The following is a 17,195-nucleotide window of genomic DNA, read 5'->3' on the forward strand; positions in this document are numbered from 1 at the left end:
AGCGTACTGCTACCCCTGCCATCCCCCGCGGCGGCAGGGCGGAGCAACCCCGATAGCCTGAACGCGCCCACTTGCGTACCATGTCTGCGCCGCAACCGTCACTCCCGACACGGCCGGCGTTAACCGAGGGCTTGGCATGCAGACATCGGAACCCTACGTCCACTTTCGTCTCAATTCGAATGACGATCACAAGATCGAGGTCCACCGCTGGCAGGGCGGCGCCGCGCCGCGTGCCATAGTCCAGATCGCGCATGGCATGGGCGAGCACGCGCGGCGTTACCGGCCCCTGGCTGACGCGCTGGTGCGTGCGGGCTATGTGGTCTACGCCAGCGAGCATCGCGGACACGGCGCCGATGCAGCCGCGCAGGACAAGCTTGGCGACTTCGGCCCGCGTGGCTTCGCCGCGCTGGCGGACGATATGGCCGTGCTCAGCCGGCACGCACGCGCGCAGCATCCCGGGGTGCCGCTGATCCTGTTTGGCCACAGCATGGGCTCGTTCGCGGCGCAGTGCTACCTGGTTGAGCACAGCGCGCTGCTCGACGGCGTGTCGCTGTCGGGCACCACCGCGGTGGACCTGATGCTGGCAGCCGCGCAGGCGGGATTCAAGCTGGAAGACATGAATGCCGGGGTGCCGGATAGCCGCACGCCATTCGACTGGCTCAGCCGTGACCCCGCCCAGGTGGATGCGTATATCGCCGATCCTTTGTGCGGGTTCACCGTGACGCCGGCTTCGCGCGCCTCGATGTTCACCGAATGCGCGCGCCTGGCCGAGCCGGAGACGCTGCGCCGCATCCGTCCCGCGTTGCCGATGTACCTGTTCACCGGCGATTCCGATCCGGTCAACAATCACCTGGCATGGTTCGAGCCGCTGGTCAGCCGCTACCGGGCGGCAGGGCAGGCCGACGTGTCATCCCACGTGTTCGGCGGGGCGCGGCATGAGACGTTGAACGAGACCAACCGCGAGGAAGTGGTCGCGGTGTTCATCGCGTGGATCGAGCGGGTGGTGTCAAGCCGCTGAAATGCCGATCCGCTGATCCGCTGATTCGCCGATGGCGCTAGGCTAGCAGCCGCGCCTCGGTCAGCACCTGCAACTCGCCGAGGGTCATGCCCTCGGCCATGGCCTCCACCAGCAAGCCGTCGGGCGTCACGCGCATCACCGCCAGGTCGGTATAGATGCGGCTGACGACGCCGCTTGCCGTCAACGGCAGCCTGCAGCGGTGCAACAGGCGCGGGCGAGCGTCGCGCGTGGTGTGTTCCATCAGCACCCAGACCTCGCGCGCGCCGAAGGCCAGCTCCATGGCGCCGCCCACAGCGGGCGGCGTGTTCGGGTCGCCGCGGCTCCAGTTGGCCAGGTCGCCGTTCTCCGCCACTTCATAGGCGCCAAGGATGGCGAGGTCCAGGTGGCCGCCGCGCATCATCGCGAAGCTCAGCGCGGAATCGAAGATGGCCGCGCCAGGCTGCAGCGTCACCGGCTGCTTGCTGGCATTGATCAGGTCCGGGTTCTCCTGGCCCAGCGGCGGGCGTGGCCCGAGATGCAGGATGCCGTTCTCGCTATGCAGGAAGACCTCGCGCTCCCGCGGGATCATGTCGCCGACCAGCGTCGGCAGGCCGATGCCCAGGTTGACGTAGGCACCTGGCCGGATGTCCTGCGCCGCGCGCCGGGCGATCTGTTCCCTGCTCCATCGCTTCATGGCTGGCTCCCGGCTTGCTGTTGGCTGGCGTTAGCGGTGACGACACGGTGGACAAAGATGCCGGGCGTCACGATATGTTCGGGGTTCATCGCGCCGGCCTCGACCATCGCCTCCACCTCCGCCACCACCACGCGCGCGGCCGTGGCCATGATGGGGTTGAAGTTGCGGCCCGCCAGGTGATAGTCCAGGTTGCCAAGGCGATCCGCATGACGTCCGCGAATCAGCGCAAAGTCCGCATGCAGCGGCAGCTCCAGCACGTGCAGCACACCGTTGATCTCCCGCGTGTCCTTGCCTTGGGCAAGGATGGTCCCGGCAGTGATGGGGCAGTAGAACCCGCCCAGCCCGGCTCCGGCGCAACGAATGCGCTCTACCAGCGTGCCCTGCGCCACCAGTTCCAGCTCGACCTCGCCGCGCCGGTAAGCGTCGCGGAACGCCGTGGCGCCTGCTGTCAGCGGATAGGAGCAGACCAGCTTGCGCATGCGCCCGGCTTCGATCAGGCTCGCCACGCCTTCGCCGTCGTAGCCGGCGTTGTTGGAGATCACCGTGAGATCCCGCGCGCCATGTGCCAGCACCGCTGCGATCAGGCCGTCGGGCAGGCCCGCGCTGCCGAAGCCGCCCACCATCACGGTGGCGCCGTCGCGCAGGTCGGCGATAGCCTCTGCGCAGCTTGCTACCCGTTTGTTGACCAATCCCATGCCCGACTTGCTCCCGATGCGTGCCGCGGCGTCGCCGCCGCCAAGTCGTGCATCATGCGGCGCAGGCGTCGATAGGTTCAAGTGCGCAAAGGTTAATTGTTGATAAGCTGCGCTTATATTGAAAGCGGGCCATCGCGATGAACCTCGAACTCCGACACTACCGATACTTCGCCGCGCTGGCCGAGGAACTGCACTTTGGCCGCGCGGCGGAGCGCCTGGGCATATCGCAGCCGGCGCTGAGCCAGCAGTTCCGGTGGATCGAGCAAGAGGCGGGCGCGCCGCTGCTCTCGCGCAGCAAGCGCCGGATTGCGCTGACCGATGTGGGTGCGGTTTTTTACGAGGAAGCGATGGGTGTGCTGCGCCAGGTCCAGCATGCCGGGCTGGTCACGGCCAGCGCCAGCCGGGGTGATGTCGGCGGCGCTGCCATCGGGTATGTGGCATCGGCCGCGCTGTCAGGATTATTGCCACGGCTCGTCTATCGTTTTCGCCAGGACCATCCGGCCGTGCGGCTTGCCATGCGGGAGATGGACATGCCGGCCCAGCTCGAAGCGGTGGCACGCGGCGAACTCGATATCGGCTTTATCCGGCCACCGTTGCGGTCCCTGCCGGAAGGGCTGGCCTTGTTCGGCATCGCGTCAGAAGCCGTCGTGGCGGCCTTGCATGCCACCCATGCGCTGGCTGGCCGCGCTCGCGTCGACGTAGCCATGCTGCGCGACGAGACCTTTATCTGCACGCATACCGAGCACGGCACTGGCTTCTATGCCATCACGCTCGCCATCTGTGGCAATGCTGGCTTCCAGCCGCGCGTGGAGGCTCTGTCGACCCAGATGGCCACCATCATCAGCATGGTGGCGGCCGGGTTTGGCGTGGCGCTGATCCCCGCCTCGATGCGCGCGTTCGCCCCGCCAGACGTGGTATTCAAGCCGCTGGCCCGCAACGACGTGGCGTCGCAACTTGCCGTGGTCCATCGCAAGAACGAGCGCTCGCCCACCGTGCTGAGGCTGATCGAGCGCTGCCGCGAGGCGAAGGGGGCAGGGCGGCCGCCAGAGGCAATCGTGCGGTAATCCTTATGGCCTTATAGCCTTATAGCCTTATGCCTGTCCGTATCTGCCGCGCCACCGCCGCCGATTATTTCTTGAAGCGCGTTGCTTCCGCTTGCGTGACAGAGCCTGCATCGGCCCCGTTGAGGTCGACTCGCGCAGCGCCTTCCGTGAGACATGCCTTGTAACGGGCCCCACGGCACCAGGTCTTGATGGCTTCGCGCAACTCCGCCTCTTGCAAGCCCAGCTCGCTAGCGTAGCCAAGCAGATCGTCAAAGATGCCGACCTTCAACGCTCTCTTCGGCGCGGGGTTCTTAGGGAAGGCGAGGGGGAAGCGCTTTTGAAGCCGCCCGATGTTCCGTACAACAGGATCCACCGGTTTCGACTGGGCCGCTTGCGCGGATGGGCGGGCGCGTGTGGGCTTGGCCGCCGGCTTGGGTTTGGCCTGTTGCGCCAGCTGCGCTTTCAGCGCAGCAAGTTGTTCGAATCCCATAGTGTTCTGTTGTGAAGAGGTGAGGAGTGAACGCGAATTTTAGCGGAAGCCGGTCAGCCCCGAGGTTTGATACTCAATTGTGCGTCGTGAAGCTCTTTTTCCGTGTTAGCTAAATTTTCCAGAAAAGACTTGCCAGCACCGTGCCGACAGCTTAGTATTCGCCCCCTTCCGCAGTACAACACTCAGCTACAAGGCAGACGGGTGAAGGTTGCGGGCTGGCAGGAAAGGTGAGAAGAGCGCGTAGCGAATCCAGCCTGAGCAAGAAAAGATTAAAAAAGTATTGATGAAACGCAGATAATTCTTTATAGTCTCGTTTCTCTGCTGCAGCAAACGCAGCGACGCGGTAAGCAAAGCGAACCGCGACCAGTTCTTTAACAAACAAACAACCGATAAGTGTGGGCGCTTGATAGCGGATGCGGAAGACTTCGGTCTTTTAGCTTACAAGTTATAAAGTGCTCGCACAGTAAAACATGTTGGTTATGTCCGGGGTGCAAATCGCGGATGTAGCCAGTCAGTTTTCTGAGAGTGAGCGACCGCTCGAAAGAGCGAGGTTTCAGCAGGTAACTGCGCGGAACCACACAGGTATTAAACTGAAGAGTTTGATCCTGGCTCAGATTGAACGCTGGCGGCATGCCTTACACATGCAAGTCGAACGGCAGCACGGGAGCAATCCTGGTGGCGAGTGGCGAACGGGTGAGTAATACATCGGAACGTGCCCTGTCGTGGGGGATAACTAGTCGAAAGATTAGCTAATACCGCATACGACCTGAGGGTGAAAGCGGGGGACCGTAAGGCCTCGCGCGATAGGAGCGGCCGATGTCTGATTAGCTAGTTGGTGGGGTAAAGGCCCACCAAGGCGACGATCAGTAGCTGGTCTGAGAGGACGATCAGCCACACTGGGACTGAGACACGGCCCAGACTCCTACGGGAGGCAGCAGTGGGGAATTTTGGACAATGGGGGCAACCCTGATCCAGCAATGCCGCGTGTGTGAAGAAGGCCTTCGGGTTGTAAAGCACTTTTGTCCGGAAAGAAATCCCTTGCCCTAATACGGCGGGGGGATGACGGTACCGGAAGAATAAGCACCGGCTAACTACGTGCCAGCAGCCGCGGTAATACGTAGGGTGCGAGCGTTAATCGGAATTACTGGGCGTAAAGCGTGCGCAGGCGGTTTTGTAAGACAGGCGTGAAATCCCCGAGCTCAACTTGGGAATGGCGCTTGTGACTGCAAGGCTAGAGTATGTCAGAGGGGGGTAGAATTCCACGTGTAGCAGTGAAATGCGTAGAGATGTGGAGGAATACCGATGGCGAAGGCAGCCCCCTGGGACGTCACTGACGCTCATGCACGAAAGCGTGGGGAGCAAACAGGATTAGATACCCTGGTAGTCCACGCCCTAAACGATGTCAACTAGTTGTTGGGGATTCATTTCTTCAGTAACGTAGCTAACGCGTGAAGTTGACCGCCTGGGGAGTACGGTCGCAAGATTAAAACTCAAAGGAATTGACGGGGACCCGCACAAGCGGTGGATGATGTGGATTAATTCGATGCAACGCGAAAAACCTTACCTACCCTTGACATGCCACTAACGAAGCAGAGATGCATCAGGTGCCCGAAAGGGAAAGTGGACACAGGTGCTGCATGGCTGTCGTCAGCTCGTGTCGTGAGATGTTGGGTTAAGTCCCGCAACGAGCGCAACCCTTGTCTTTAGTTGCTACGCAAGAGCACTCTAGAGAGACTGCCGGTGACAAACCGGAGGAAGGTGGGGATGACGTCAAGTCCTCATGGCCCTTATGGGTAGGGCTTCACACGTCATACAATGGTGCGTACAGAGGGTTGCCAACCCGCGAGGGGGAGCTAATCCCAGAAAACGCATCGTAGTCCGGATCGTAGTCTGCAACTCGACTACGTGAAGCTGGAATCGCTAGTAATCGCGGATCAGCATGCCGCGGTGAATACGTTCCCGGGTCTTGTACACACCGCCCGTCACACCATGGGAGTGGGTTTTGCCAGAAGTAGTTAGCCTAACCGCAAGGAGGGCGATTACCACGGCAGGGTTCATGACTGGGGTGAAGTCGTAACAAGGTAGCCGTATCGGAAGGTGCGGCTGGATCACCTCCTTTCAGAGCGTGCATCTCAAGTCGAGCGTTCACACTTATCGGTTTGTTAGTTGTTAGAGCCAGGATGCGCAGTGCGTGTCTTGCGTAGCATGGTCAAATGCAAGCGCTTAGCATTGAGCGCTTGCATTTGGCTTTGCCAAGACGACCGGAGACCCAGTCTCAGTCGGCTGTTCTTTAAAAATATGGGATGTAGTAAAGGTGTCGTGAGCGTTGATGAGACGCTGCAGTAAAACACGATACCGGGTTGTGATTGTATCAACCAAAATGTATTTAAGTGATCGAAAGATGACTTGGAATACGGCACAAATGCGAGAACTCATCCTGTAGCGAGCACGGCTTGAACGCAAGTTTGAGACACACTCGTTATAGGGTCAAGCGAACAAGTGCATGTGGTGGATGCCTTGGCGATCACAGGCGATGAAGGACGCGGTAGCCTGCGAAAAGCTTCGGGGAGCTGGCAAACAAGCTTTGATCCGGAGATGTCCGAATGGGGAAACCCGGCCCGAATGGGTCATCCCTGACTGAATACATAGGTCAGGGAAGCGAACGCGGCGAACTGAAACATCTAAGTAGCTGCAGGAACAGAAATCAACCGAGATTCCCAGAGTAGTGGCGAACGAAATGGGAAGAGCCTTGTACTCTTTAGCAGCATTGTTAGCAGAACGGGATGGAAAGCCCGGCCATAGCAGGTGATAGCCCTGTATGCGAAAACAGCGTTGTGGAACTAGGTGTACGACAAGTAGGGCGGGACACGTGAAATCCTGTCTGAAGATGGGGGGACCATCCTCCAAGGCTAAATACTCGTGATCGACCGATAGTGAACCAGTACCGTGAGGGAAAGGCGAAAAGAACCCCGGGAGGGGAGTGAAATAGATCCTGAAACCGCATGCATACAAACAGTCGGAGCCTGGAAACGGGTGACGGCGTACCTTTTGTATAATGGGTCAGCGACTTACATTCAGTGGCAAGCTTAACCGATTAGGGAAGGCGTAGCGAAAGCGAGTCCGAATAGGGCGTTCAGTCGCTGGGTGTAGACCCGAAACCAGACGATCTATCCATGGCCAGGTTGAAGGTGCGGTAACACGTACTGGAGGACCGAACCCACTAACGTTGAAAAGTTAGGGGATGAGCTGTGGATAGGGGTGAAAGGCTAAACAAGTCTGGAAATAGCTGGTTCTCTCCGAAAACTATTTAGGTAGTGCCTCGTGTCTCACCTTCGGGGGTAGAGCACTGTCATGGTTGGGGGGTCTATTGCTGATTACCCCGCCATAGCAAACTCCGAATACCGAAGAGTGCAATCACGGGAGACAGACATCGGGTGCTAACGTCCGGTGTCAAGAGGGAAACAACCCAGACCGCCAGCTAAGGTCCCTAAGATTGGCTAAGTGGGAAACGAAGTGGGAAGGCTAAAACAGTCAGGAGGTTGGCTTAGAAGCAGCCATCCTTTAAAGAAAGCGTAATAGCTCACTGATCGAGTCGTCCTGCGCGGAAGATGTAACGGGGCTAAGCCAGTCACCGAAGCTGCGGATGCGTGCATTCCTTTAAGTGCACCTTGCTTGTCGATGCGCAGCATCGACAAAGCGCCCAACAGAGATCGTTGGGAGGCAAGTGAAGTGGATTTAAAGGAGTGCACGCATGGTAGGAGAGCGTTCTGTAAGCCTGTGAAGGTGTCTTGTAAAGGATGCTGGAGGTATCAGAAGTGCGAATGCTGACATGAGTAGCGATAAAGGGGGTGAAAAGCCCCCTCGCCGTAAGCCCAAGGTTTCCTACGCAACGTTCATCGGCGTAGGGTGAGTCGGCCCCTAAGGCGAGGCAGAGATGCGTAGCTGATGGGAAGCAGGTTAATATTCCTGCACCGTCGTATGATGCGATGGGGGGACGGATCGCGGAAGGTTGTCCGGGTGTTGGAAGTCCCGGTCCCTGCATTGGAGAAGGCGCTTAGGCAAATCCGGGCGCGGAATTCAAGGATGTGGGGCGAGCGGCCTAGTGCTGCGAAGCAATTGGAAGTGGTTCCAAGAAAAGCCTCTAAGCTTCAGTCATACGAGACCGTACCGCAAACCGACACAGGTGGGCGAGATGAGTATTCTAAGGCGCTTGAGAGAACTCGGGAGAAGGAACTCGGCAAATTGGTACCGTAACTTCGGGATAAGGTACGCCCTTGTAGCTTGACTGGCCTGCGCCAGGAGGGTGAAGGGGTTGCAATAAAATGGTGGCTGCGACTGTTTAATAAAAACACAGCACTCTGCAAACACGAAAGTGGACGTATAGGGTGTGACGCCTGCCCGGTGCCGGAAGATTAAATGATGGGGTGCAAGCTCTTGATTGAAGTCCCGGTAAACGGCGGCCGTAACTATAACGGTCCTAAGGTAGCGAAATTCCTTGTCGGGTAAGTTCCGACCTGCACGAATGGCGTAACGATGGCCACACTGTCTCCTCCCGAGACTCAGCGAAGTTGAAGTGTTTGTGATGATGCAATCTCCCCGCGGCTAGACGGAAAGACCCCATGAACCTTTACTGTAGCTTTGCATTGGACTTTGAACCGATCTGTGTAGGATAGGTGGGAGGCTTTGAAGCGTGGACGCTAGTCTGCGTGGAGCCGTCCTTGAAATACCACCCTGGTTTGTTTGAGGTTCTAACCTTGGCCCGTGAATCCGGGTCGGGGACAGTGCATGGTAGGCAGTTTGACTGGGGCGGTCTCCTCCCAAAGTGTAACGGAGGAGTTCGAAGGTACGCTTGGTACGGTCGGACATCGTACCTAAAGTGCAATGGCAAAAGCGTGCTTAACTGCGAGACCGACAAGTCGAGCAGGTGCGAAAGCAGGACATAGTGATCCGGTGGTTCTGAATGGAAGGGCCATCGCTCAACGGATAAAAGGTACTCTGGGGATAACAGGCTGATACCGCCCAAGAGTTCATATCGACGGCGGTGTTTGGCACCTCGATGTCGGCTCATCTCATCCTGGGGCTGTAGCCGGTCCCAAGGGTATGGCTGTTCGCCATTTAAAGAGGTACGTGAGCTGGGTTTAAAACGTCGTGAGACAGTTTGGTCCCTATCTGCCGTGGGCGTTGGAATCTTGACGGGGGCTGCTCCTAGTACGAGAGGACCGGAGTGGACGTACCGCTGGTGTACCTGTTGTCTCGCCAGAGGCATCGCAGGGTAGCTATGTACGGAAGAGATAACCGCTGAAAGCATCTAAGCGGGAAACTCGCCTGAAGATGAGGATTCCCTGGAGCCTTGAGCTCCTTGAAGGGTCGTTCGAGACCAGGACGTTGATAGGCTGGGTGTGGAAGCGCAGTAATGCGTTAAGCTAACCAGTACTAATTGCCCGTAAGGCTTGATCCTATAACCAGTGTGTTTCTACCTGGTGTGAGTGTCGCGTGCCGCTGCCGCAGCAAACGAGCAGCTTGGCCGATACGCACAACCCCTACTACATCCCTATTCGCTGCGTTGAGCACATCTCAACGCGGCCACCGTTTATGCCTGGTGACCATAGCGAGTTGGAACCACCCCTTCCCATCCCGAACAGGACCGTGAAACGACTCCACGCCGATGATAGTGCGGATACCCGTGTGAAAGTAGGTAATCGCCAGGCTCTCCCTTGAAACCCCCCAGTACGAAAGTACTGGGGGGTTTTGCTTTTACGGCTGCGGATTCGTGGCTGTGATTTGCCGCGATCACGTTTGCCAAATGAAATGTGAATCGCGGAGCAAATGTGAATCGCGGAGCGCGAAACCCAGCGCCCTGCGATTCAAGTCCGGCCTCAAGCCTTCTTCAACTGCTCCCGGATCGGCAACGCGCGGATGCGCTTGCCGGTAGCCGCAAAGATCGCATTGCACAGCGCCGGCGCAATGGTCGGCACGGCTGGCTCGCCGACGCCGCCAAGCGGTGCGTCGAACCTGCCCGGCACCAGGTGCACATGGATCTGGCGCGGCGCCGAGGGCGCGCGCATCACCTCGTACTGGTGGAAGTTGTCCTGCTGGGCGCGCCCGTCCTTGAAGGTGATCTCGCCCGTGGTGGCCAGGCTGATGCCCATGATGCAGGCGCCTTCCACCTGTGAGCGGATGCGGTCCGGGTTGACCTGGGCGCCGCAATCCACGGCCATGTCGATGCGCGGCACGCTGATGCTGCCGTCATCGGCCACTACCACTTCGACCACTGCCGCCACGTAGGTCACAAAGCTGTAGCAGACAGCCAGCCCCAGCCCGCGTCCCTTCGGCAGCGTCTTGCCCCAGCCAGCTTCGCGCGTGGCCAGTTCAATCACGCCGCGCAGGCGGCCGATATCAAGCGGATACTGCTGCGGCGACTCGCCGTAGTTCCAGGTATCGGACAGCTGCGCCGGGTCGATGCGGCGATCCGGGCCAAGCAGCGCCAGCAGGTAGTCGCGATGATCGCGCCCGGCTGCCGTCGCCAGTTCGGCCGCGAACGATTGCACGGCGAAGGCGTGGGGGATGTTGGACACCGAGCGGAACCAGCCGATGCGGGTGTGCGCCTCCACTTCGGGGTTTTCCACGCGCACGTTGGGGATGTCGAATGGCATGTTCACCGCCGACATGCCAAGCTCGAACGCGGCTTCGTTCTTCGCGCCGGCCACAAAGGTCGACGTGATGGTGGAGGCGGCGGTGCGGTGCAGCCATGCCTGCGTCTTGCCGTCGGCGCCGAGCATGGCTTCCATGTGCTCGACGGAGACGGTGTGGAAGTAGTCGTGATGCAGATCGTCGTCGCGCGTCCACGTTACCTTGACCGGCTTGCCACCCATGGCCTTGGACAGCAGCGCGGCCTCGGCCGCGAAGTCCGGCTTGGACTTGCGGCCAAAGCCGCCGCCCAGCAGCGTCACGTGCACCGTGACGTCCTCCGGCTTCAGGCCGAGATGCCCGGCCACGGTTTCGCTCGTGGCCTGCGGCGCCTGGACCGACGTCCAGACTTCGCACTTGCCATCGGCGATGCGCGCCGTGGCAACCGGCGGCTCCATCGTGGCGTGCGCGATATGTGGCAGGTAATACTGCGCGGTGACGCGCTTGCCGGGGCCGGACAGGGCGGCCATCGTGTCACCCTGGTTGCGCACCACCTTGCCGGGCTGGCTTGCGGCCTTTTCCATCGTGGCGCGGAACGCACCGGACTCGTAGCTGGCGTTGGGGCCATCGTCCCAGCGCAGCTTCAGCGCCTCGCGGCCCTTGATGGCCGACCAGGTATTGGTGGCGATCACGGCCACGCCGCCCAGTGGGTTGAACATGGCGGGCGCGGGGCTGCCGGCCAGTTCCACCACCTTGATCACGCCAGGCACCTTCATCGCCTGCGTGGAGTCAACGCCGGCGAGCTTGCCGCCGAACACCGGCGGGCGCGCGATGACGGCGTACAGCATGCCGTCGAGCCGCACGTCGATGCCGTACTGTGCACGGCCAGTGGCGATGTCGTGGCCATCGATGCTGCGCGTGCTGTCCTTGCCGATATAGCGGAATTGGGCCGGATCTTTCAGCCTGAGGCTGGCGGCCGCCGGCACGGGCAGGCGCGCGGCGTCTTTTGCCAGCGCACCAAAGCCAAGGCTCTTGCCGCTCGGCACGTGGACCACCGCGTGGTTGCGCGCCTGGACTTCGCTTGCCGGCACATTCCAGCGGGCAGCGGCGGCAGCTTCCAGCATCATCCGCGCACTTGCGCCTACGCGCCGCATAGGCTCGAAGAAATGCCGCACGCTGCGCGAGCCGTCGGTGTTCTGGTTGCCGTAGCGGATTTCGTCGCCGGGCGCCTGCACCACCAGCACCTGCGCCCAGTCGGCTTCGAGCTCGTCGGCCACCACCATCGGCAGGCTGGTGCGCACGCCTTGCCCCATCTCGGAGCGGTGGCAGACGATGCTTACCTTGCCATCTTCGGCAATGGAGAGGAATACCAGCGGGCTATCCACGGCGCCGCCAGGCATGCCGTCGCGGCCGTACTTCTTGGGCTCATCCGCTGCCAGCACGATGCCGTCCAGGCCAACAGTCAACGTCAGGCCGGCGAGCGCACCCATGCTCTTGAGCCAGGTGCGGCGCCCGGCAGATTGCAGCGTGCTCATTTGGCGCTCCTCTTTCCCGTCGGCTGGACGGACGGCTTTGCCGCCACGTTCGATTTGGCAACGTGCTGGATGGCGGCGCGGATGCGCGTATAGGTGCCACAGCGGCAGATGTTGCCGCTCATGGCCCCGTCGATGTCTTCTTCGCTCGGGTGCGGGTTGGTGTGCAGCAGCGCGGTGGCGGACATCAACTGCCCCGCCTGGCAGTAGCCGCACTGCGGCACGCCGAATTCCTCCCACGCGGCCTGCAAGGCCTGCCCGATCTTGTCGGCCGACAAGCCCTCGATGGTGGTGATCTTCTTGCCGGCCACCGCCGAGATCGGGGTCACGCAGGAGCGGATCGGCTGGCCGTCCAGATGCATGGTGCAGGCGCCGCACAGGGCCATGCCGCAGCCAAACTTGGTGCCGGTCAGGCCGAGGTGATCGCGCACCGCCCATAGCAGCGGGGCGTCATCGGGCAGGTCGATCTTTTGCGGCTTACCGTTGATCGTGATGGTTCTCATGTTTTTTGTGGGGATGGTGCAACGGGGACGAGGGCTGGCGGACGAGCCAGGTGCCTGCGCTGCTTTGCGCAAAGCGCATTGTGATGCCGGCGGCTGGTACTGGGGAATGGCGTTGGCGGGATTTGTTAATTCCACAAATTGGAATGATGGTGCTGCGGAGAACACCCTCGCGCCATCCATACGGCGATTGTCAACAATCAGAATGCGGCTGCCAGAGCCTATGGACCGGCAATCCGACGGTAGAATCCGACTAGCATTCCGTTGACACGCTCTGGAATGCGACACATCGCCTCGAAGCTACGGATCTGTATCCGTATCGGCAACTTCCTTCTTTGCTGCCTTGCAACGTCTTCCAGGAACGCATAGATAGTGCTGCCTTCGTGGAGGCAGACATGCTCCTAGTCCAGCGTTTCCGAGAAAGTGACCACGGCCTTCTGAGTGAGGGGGGCTTGACCCAATCCATCCAAGTTAAGCCTCAGCATGCCTTGTAGGGGGCCCGTCGATGAGGTTTGTGGCGAGGCGGACGTGGCCAAGCATGAAGGCGATCAGGGAGGCAGGGTGAGCTTGCGATGACGGGTGAAAGCAGCGGGACATTCAGGATGGAGGGCATGGTCTTGAAAGACCTTGGTATGCAGGTGTTGGGAAAGCGCAGCGAACACATTGGGCCGGATCATGAGAGCCAGGCGAAGATCGAGAAACGATCCTCTATTGGCCGCCTCCCTTTCCCTTCGAGATTGGCTGAACTGCCGAGAGACGCTTCAATGCGCGTCTCTCGTATTCACTTCGCGCTAGTCCGCCTTTGCACCGGAAATTCGAACCTGTTCCGCCGCGATTGGCATCTGCTTCTTCACGAACGTCCAGAATTCATCCACGACCATCGGCTTGACCGGTAGCGAACCTTGCTCCGACAGCTGCTTTTGCAGTTCGGGGTCTCGCAAGGCTTGGTTTAGCGCGACGTTCAATTTCTCCAGCGCTGGACGTGGTGTGTTCGCCGGCGCTACCAGCCCATACCACGAGTCGGTATAGAACCCCTTTACTCCGGCTTCGTCGAACGTCGGCACATCGGGAAGCGCGGGCAGGCGCTGATGCGCGGCCACGGCCAGCGGACGCACTTTGCCAGAACGGATGAATGGCAGCGCGCCCGTCGTGATGACGAAGTCTACTCGGCCGGCCATCAGGTCGGTCATTGCGGGTGCAGTCCCCTTGAACGGGATATGGGCTATGTCCACATTTGCCCGCTTCCTGAACACCGCGCCGGCGAGATGCTGACTGGAGCCGACACCACCCGAGCCGTAGTTCAGCTGACCAGGCTGGGAACGTGCCTTTGCAACCAGATCTCCAACCGAACGATACGGGGAATCCTTAGGAACGAGCATCACGCCTGGTGAGGTGGTAATCAGGCCAATCGGTGCAAAGTCCTTAATCGGGTCGTAGTTGAGGCGGCTGTATAGCGCGGAATTGAGCCCGTGCGAGGTCGCCGTGGCAAGCATGATGGTGCTGCCATCAGGTTTCGCGCGGGCCGCGATATCCGACCCAATATTGCCGCCTGCCCCGGCACGGTTGTCGATGATGATGGACTGCCCCAACGTCTTGGACATTTGAGCTGACACCAGCCGCGCGACAGCGTCAGAGGGACCCCCCGCAGGCCATCCGACGACCATGGTAATGGCGCCAGGTGGCAACGCCGGCTGGGCTGAGAACGCCGTCGAGCTCGCGAGTATCACGGAGCCAGTTGCAATCCGAAGAAATTGGCTTATTTTTCCTGCCATGGCATCTCCTTCCAAAGTTGACGGAAGCTCGCCTCGCCACGTTCAAGTTCTGCGGCGTACGCAGCAGGGGAGAGGTAGCGCAGCGGCGCAAACATTGCGTCAGCCTGCTGCTTGAATTGCGGGTCCGCGGCAACCTTTGCCATGGCATCGACAAGTTTCTTCTTGACTGGCTCTGGCAGACCCTTGGGCGCGGCCAGGCCGCGCAAGGATGCAAGCTCAATGTTGTAGCCCTGCTCACGGAAGGTTGAGACGTTCGGCGCAAGTACCGCACGCGAGAGTCCCATCTGGCCCAGGAACTTCAGCGGAGTGCCACCTTTCTGGTAGGCCAATGCCTCGCCGACGTTGATGGCACCAATCGTAATTTGCTGACCAGCCAGTGCGCCACGGACTTCACCGGCGCCCTTATAGCCGACGTGTGTCATCTTTACGCCTGAAGCTTTTTCAAACAGCAGCATCGCGAGATGGTCATCCGAACCAACGCCGGTGGTCCCTACCGTGACCGCGCCTGGGTTCGCCCTGGCATATTTCACAAGCGTCGCCAGCGAATCGATGTTGCTGGCTTGATTGACGGTGAATGCGCCAGGGTCGTCCACCAGATTGCCGATGAGGTCGTAGCTCTTCCAAGTGAACGTCGTTTTGCGCTCAATCGGAATCGTCAGCAGATTTGGCGTGTTGATGAAGCCGATGGTGTAGCCGTCCGGCGTGGCGCGTGCCAGTTCGGCAAAGCCTATGGCGCCGCCCGCGCCCGGCTTGTTCTGCACGACGATGGTTGCACCCAGTTCCTTCTCTAGATGGCGCGCGAGCAGGCGGGCGATCAAGTCAGTGCCGCCGCCCGGCGCGTACGCGACAATCATCTCGATTGGGCGATTCGGCCAGGCTGCGGGTTGCGCTTCGGCTGTGGCGGGCGCCAGAGCGCCGACCATGCCAACGAGCGAACACGCGGCAAGGCAAAGGGAAAGACGCCGACGACGAGAGTCGGGATTGCGTTGCATGATTTTGTCTCCTCGCCAACCTTCGTGTGGCAGGCGTATTGTTGTGGCTATCTCTGAATCAGGTTGCGGCGGCGAGCAAGACCGCCTCTATTCGTTGCCTCGCTCTGGGCCAAACATCGGGATTCACCAAGCGTTCGGGCCTCTCGCCCGTTGCGAGCAGTTCCAGAATTTGCGTGGCTGCCAACGTCGCGTTCCTGCGACGGGCGTCATGGGTAACACCCGCCGTGTGGAAAGTGGCGACGACGTTCTCAAGCGTCAGAAGCGGATGGCCTTGCGCAGGCGGTTCCTGGTCCCAGACGTCGAGGCCAGCACCAGCGAGGTGTCCGCTGGCCAACGCCTCATAGAGGGCCGCTTCGTCGTGGACGCCGCCTCGCGCGGTGCTGATGAAGGTGCTGCCAGGACGCATCGACGCGAAGGCGTTTGCATTCATCATCCCCAACGTGCTGGCATCGCGTGGGCAGTGCAGGGAAACGATATCGGCCGTGCGCAGCAATTCGTCGAACGAGACAAGCTCGGCGCCTCGCTTCGCCATCTCCGCGCGATCGAGATAGGGGTCGTAGCCAATCACGCGCATTCCGAAGGCACGGCCAAGAGCCGCGGCGCGACTCCCCGCATGCCCGACGCCGACCAGGCCAAGCGTGCGTCCACGGAGTTCGTGGCCCATCAAGTCTTCGCGGCTTCCGGTGGTGTGTGTCTTCATGCGGCGGTCCGATTCCGGGATGCGCCGCATCACAGACAGCATCAATCCGACCGCCATTTCGGCCACGGAATCGGCGTTGCCGCCGGCCTGGTTCATCACGGCAACGCCCGCTACCGTGCAGGCATCGATATCAATCGTGTCGCACCCCGAGCCGCTTGAGGACACGGCCAGAAGATTCGGGCAACGAGCGAGAAGCTCTGCGGTGACGAACCAGCGCCGAGGCAGTTCGTCCTTGGCGGCCGTAATCTGGTACACGTGTGCTTCGGAGAGGCTTGCCCATGCCTCTTCGTCTGCACCTTCGCGCTGGCATGTGTGCAGGCTGACCTCGGGTGCTTCGCCCACAATGCGGTTAAAGGCGGGGTCCAGCCAGTAGTCGAATCGAACGACCTTGCGCCTTGTTGGGAGAGACTGGCTCACAGTACCCCCTTGTCAGCCAGCGAGCGGTCCACCCATGTACGGTCTGCACGGCCTTGCGCAATCGATTCCAGAATGCCCGCTTCCATGCGCTGCACTTCTTCCACGCGGACAGCAATTGCTTCAGCATCCTCAGCGGGAACGACCAGTAGCCCGTCGCCGTCGCCGATAATCAGGTCTCCAGGCCGGACCACCATGCCGTCGATAGAGACCGGCACGTGAAGTTCACCGGGGCCATCCTTGTATGGGCCACGGTGCGAGACACCGCGGGCGTAGACCGGAAGTGGCTCCTTGCCAATCGTGTCGCTGTCGCGAATCAGACCATCAATGACAAAGCCAGCGGCTCCGCGTGCGATGGCGAGCGCCAGCATAATCTCGCCGATGATTGCATTAGGTCCCACGCCGCCGGCGTCTACCACGATGACGTCGCCCGGACCCGAGATGTCGATGGCCTTGTGGACCATGAGGTTGTCGCCAGGGCGGGTGCGAACGGTAAGCGCGCGACCGACCAGGTTGCCGTCGCGGCGGTGGAATGCACGGAGCTGGCTGGTTCCGGTCGTGCGGCTCATTGAGTCGCTGACATTGGCGACGGGGAAGTTGCGGTACCGCGCCAGCAGCGAGGCGCTGACAAGCTGTGCGGGACGCGGATGAATGCGAAAACCGTGCGGCGAGGTCATTTTGTTCTGTCTCCGGTGTCGACCTTGAAGGGTCTGTTGGAATCGTTTGAAAAAGTTAGTTT

The 17,195-nt window shown here is 60.6% G+C and carries 11 protein-coding genes and 3 rRNA genes; 5 read left to right on the top strand and 9 right to left on the bottom strand.

The genetic code is table 11. The features are described 5' to 3' along the window. Positions 1-136 precede the first annotated feature (136 nt). The gene (locus F7R26_RS23380; protein ID WP_150993420.1) at positions 137-1,018 is read left to right on the top strand and encodes an alpha/beta fold hydrolase; all 882 of its coding nucleotides are present in this window, start codon (positions 137-139) and stop codon (positions 1,016-1,018) included. 37 nt (positions 1,019-1,055) lie between these two features. Here F7R26_RS23380 and F7R26_RS23385 read toward each other — a convergent pair whose 3' ends face one another. Next, positions 1,056-1,691, bottom strand: a complete 636-nt coding sequence (locus F7R26_RS23385) for a 3-oxoacid CoA-transferase subunit B (RefSeq protein WP_150993418.1) — start codon at positions 1,689-1,691, stop codon at positions 1,056-1,058. Continuing rightward, positions 1,688-2,380, bottom strand: a complete 693-nt coding sequence (locus F7R26_RS23390; protein ID WP_416351386.1) for a 3-oxoacid CoA-transferase subunit A — start codon at positions 2,378-2,380, stop codon at positions 1,688-1,690. Before F7R26_RS23390 ends, F7R26_RS23385 begins: the two co-directional genes overlap by 4 nt. A gap of 143 nt (positions 2,381-2,523) precedes the next feature. Between F7R26_RS23390 and F7R26_RS23395 the strand changes: the two genes are divergently transcribed. Next, entirely contained in the window at positions 2,524-3,450 is a 927-nt protein-coding gene (locus F7R26_RS23395) for a LysR substrate-binding domain-containing protein (protein WP_150993413.1), read from the top strand. A gap of 64 nt (positions 3,451-3,514) precedes the next feature. Here the strand turns inward: F7R26_RS23395 and F7R26_RS23400 are convergent, their stop codons facing one another. Beyond that, positions 3,515-3,919 carry a ProQ/FinO family protein gene (locus tag F7R26_RS23400; RefSeq protein WP_150993411.1) on the bottom strand — a complete coding sequence of 135 codons (405 nt, stop codon included), beginning with the start codon at positions 3,917-3,919 and terminating at the stop codon, positions 3,515-3,517. A 587-nt stretch (positions 3,920-4,506) separates the two neighbouring features. On the opposite strand from F7R26_RS23400, the gene F7R26_RS23405 reads away from it, so the two are divergent. From F7R26_RS23405 to rrf, 3 genes are all read left to right on the top strand, one after another. Beyond that, positions 4,507-6,038: ribosomal RNA gene (locus F7R26_RS23405) — 16S ribosomal RNA — on the top strand. 366 nt (positions 6,039-6,404) lie between these two features. Further along, positions 6,405-9,377: ribosomal RNA gene (locus F7R26_RS23410) — 23S ribosomal RNA — on the top strand. A gap of 137 nt (positions 9,378-9,514) precedes the next feature. Then, a 5S ribosomal RNA gene (gene rrf / locus F7R26_RS23415) occupies positions 9,515-9,627 on the top strand. Together the 16S, 23S and 5S rRNA genes form the textbook arrangement of a ribosomal RNA operon. A gap of 168 nt (positions 9,628-9,795) precedes the next feature. On the opposite strand, the gene F7R26_RS23420 is transcribed toward rrf, so the two are convergent. The 6 genes from F7R26_RS23420 to F7R26_RS23445 form a co-directional block, all read right to left on the bottom strand. Beyond that, the gene (locus F7R26_RS23420; protein ID WP_150993345.1) at positions 9,796-12,081 is read right to left on the bottom strand and encodes a xanthine dehydrogenase family protein molybdopterin-binding subunit; all 2,286 of its coding nucleotides are present in this window, start codon (positions 12,079-12,081) and stop codon (positions 9,796-9,798) included. Next, complete coding sequence (locus tag F7R26_RS23425; RefSeq protein WP_150993347.1) at positions 12,078-12,581, bottom strand: (2Fe-2S)-binding protein; 504 nt, start codon at positions 12,579-12,581, stop codon at positions 12,078-12,080. Before F7R26_RS23425 ends, F7R26_RS23420 begins: the two co-directional genes overlap by 4 nt. 788 nt (positions 12,582-13,369) lie before the next feature. Continuing rightward, positions 13,370-14,179 carry a Bug family tripartite tricarboxylate transporter substrate binding protein gene (locus F7R26_RS23430; RefSeq protein WP_241754700.1) on the bottom strand — a complete coding sequence of 270 codons (810 nt, stop codon included), beginning with the start codon at positions 14,177-14,179 and terminating at the stop codon, positions 13,370-13,372. A 155-nt stretch (positions 14,180-14,334) separates the two neighbouring features. Then, a complete protein-coding gene (locus F7R26_RS23435; protein ID WP_170302031.1) occupies positions 14,335-15,342 on the bottom strand; it encodes a tripartite tricarboxylate transporter substrate binding protein in 1,008 nt (335 codons plus the stop codon). Between the two features lie 58 nt (positions 15,343-15,400). After that, positions 15,401-16,459 carry a hydroxyacid dehydrogenase gene (locus F7R26_RS23440; protein WP_150993351.1) on the bottom strand — a complete coding sequence of 353 codons (1,059 nt, stop codon included), beginning with the start codon at positions 16,457-16,459 and terminating at the stop codon, positions 15,401-15,403. Further along, positions 16,456-17,133: an RraA family protein gene (locus F7R26_RS23445; protein WP_150993353.1), complete on the bottom strand. Its 678-nt coding sequence runs from the start codon at positions 17,131-17,133 to the stop codon at positions 16,456-16,458. Before F7R26_RS23445 ends, F7R26_RS23440 begins: the two co-directional genes overlap by 4 nt. Positions 17,134-17,195: the final 62 nt, after the last annotated feature.

Origin of the sequence: Cupriavidus basilensis (assembly GCF_008801925.2) — a bacterium.
GTDB classification, from domain to species: Bacteria; Pseudomonadota; Gammaproteobacteria; order Burkholderiales; family Burkholderiaceae; genus Cupriavidus; species Cupriavidus basilensis.

Bases quoted from the DNA above. Each gene is read 5' to 3' on its own strand.
- F7R26_RS23380 (WP_150993420.1), top strand. From the start codon at position 137: ATGCAGACATCGGAACCCTACGTCCACTTTCGTCTCAATTCGAATGAC.
- F7R26_RS23385 (WP_150993418.1), bottom strand. From the start codon at position 1,691: ATGAAGCGATGGAGCAGGGAACAGATCGCCCGGCGCGCGGCGCAGGAC.
- F7R26_RS23395 (WP_150993413.1), top strand. From the start codon at position 2,524: ATGAACCTCGAACTCCGACACTACCGATACTTCGCCGCGCTGGCCGAG.
- F7R26_RS23400 (WP_150993411.1), bottom strand. From the start codon at position 3,919: ATGGGATTCGAACAACTTGCTGCGCTGAAAGCGCAGCTGGCGCAACAG.
- F7R26_RS23420 (WP_150993345.1), bottom strand. From the start codon at position 12,081: ATGAGCACGCTGCAATCTGCCGGGCGCCGCACCTGGCTCAAGAGCATG.
- F7R26_RS23425 (WP_150993347.1), bottom strand. From the start codon at position 12,581: ATGAGAACCATCACGATCAACGGTAAGCCGCAAAAGATCGACCTGCCC.
- F7R26_RS23430 (WP_241754700.1), bottom strand. From the start codon at position 14,179: ATGTCCAAGACGTTGGGGCAGTCCATCATCATCGACAACCGTGCCGGG.
- F7R26_RS23435 (WP_170302031.1), bottom strand. From the start codon at position 15,342: ATGCAACGCAATCCCGACTCTCGTCGTCGGCGTCTTTCCCTTTGCCTT.
- F7R26_RS23445 (WP_150993353.1), bottom strand. From the start codon at position 17,133: ATGACCTCGCCGCACGGTTTTCGCATTCATCCGCGTCCCGCACAGCTT.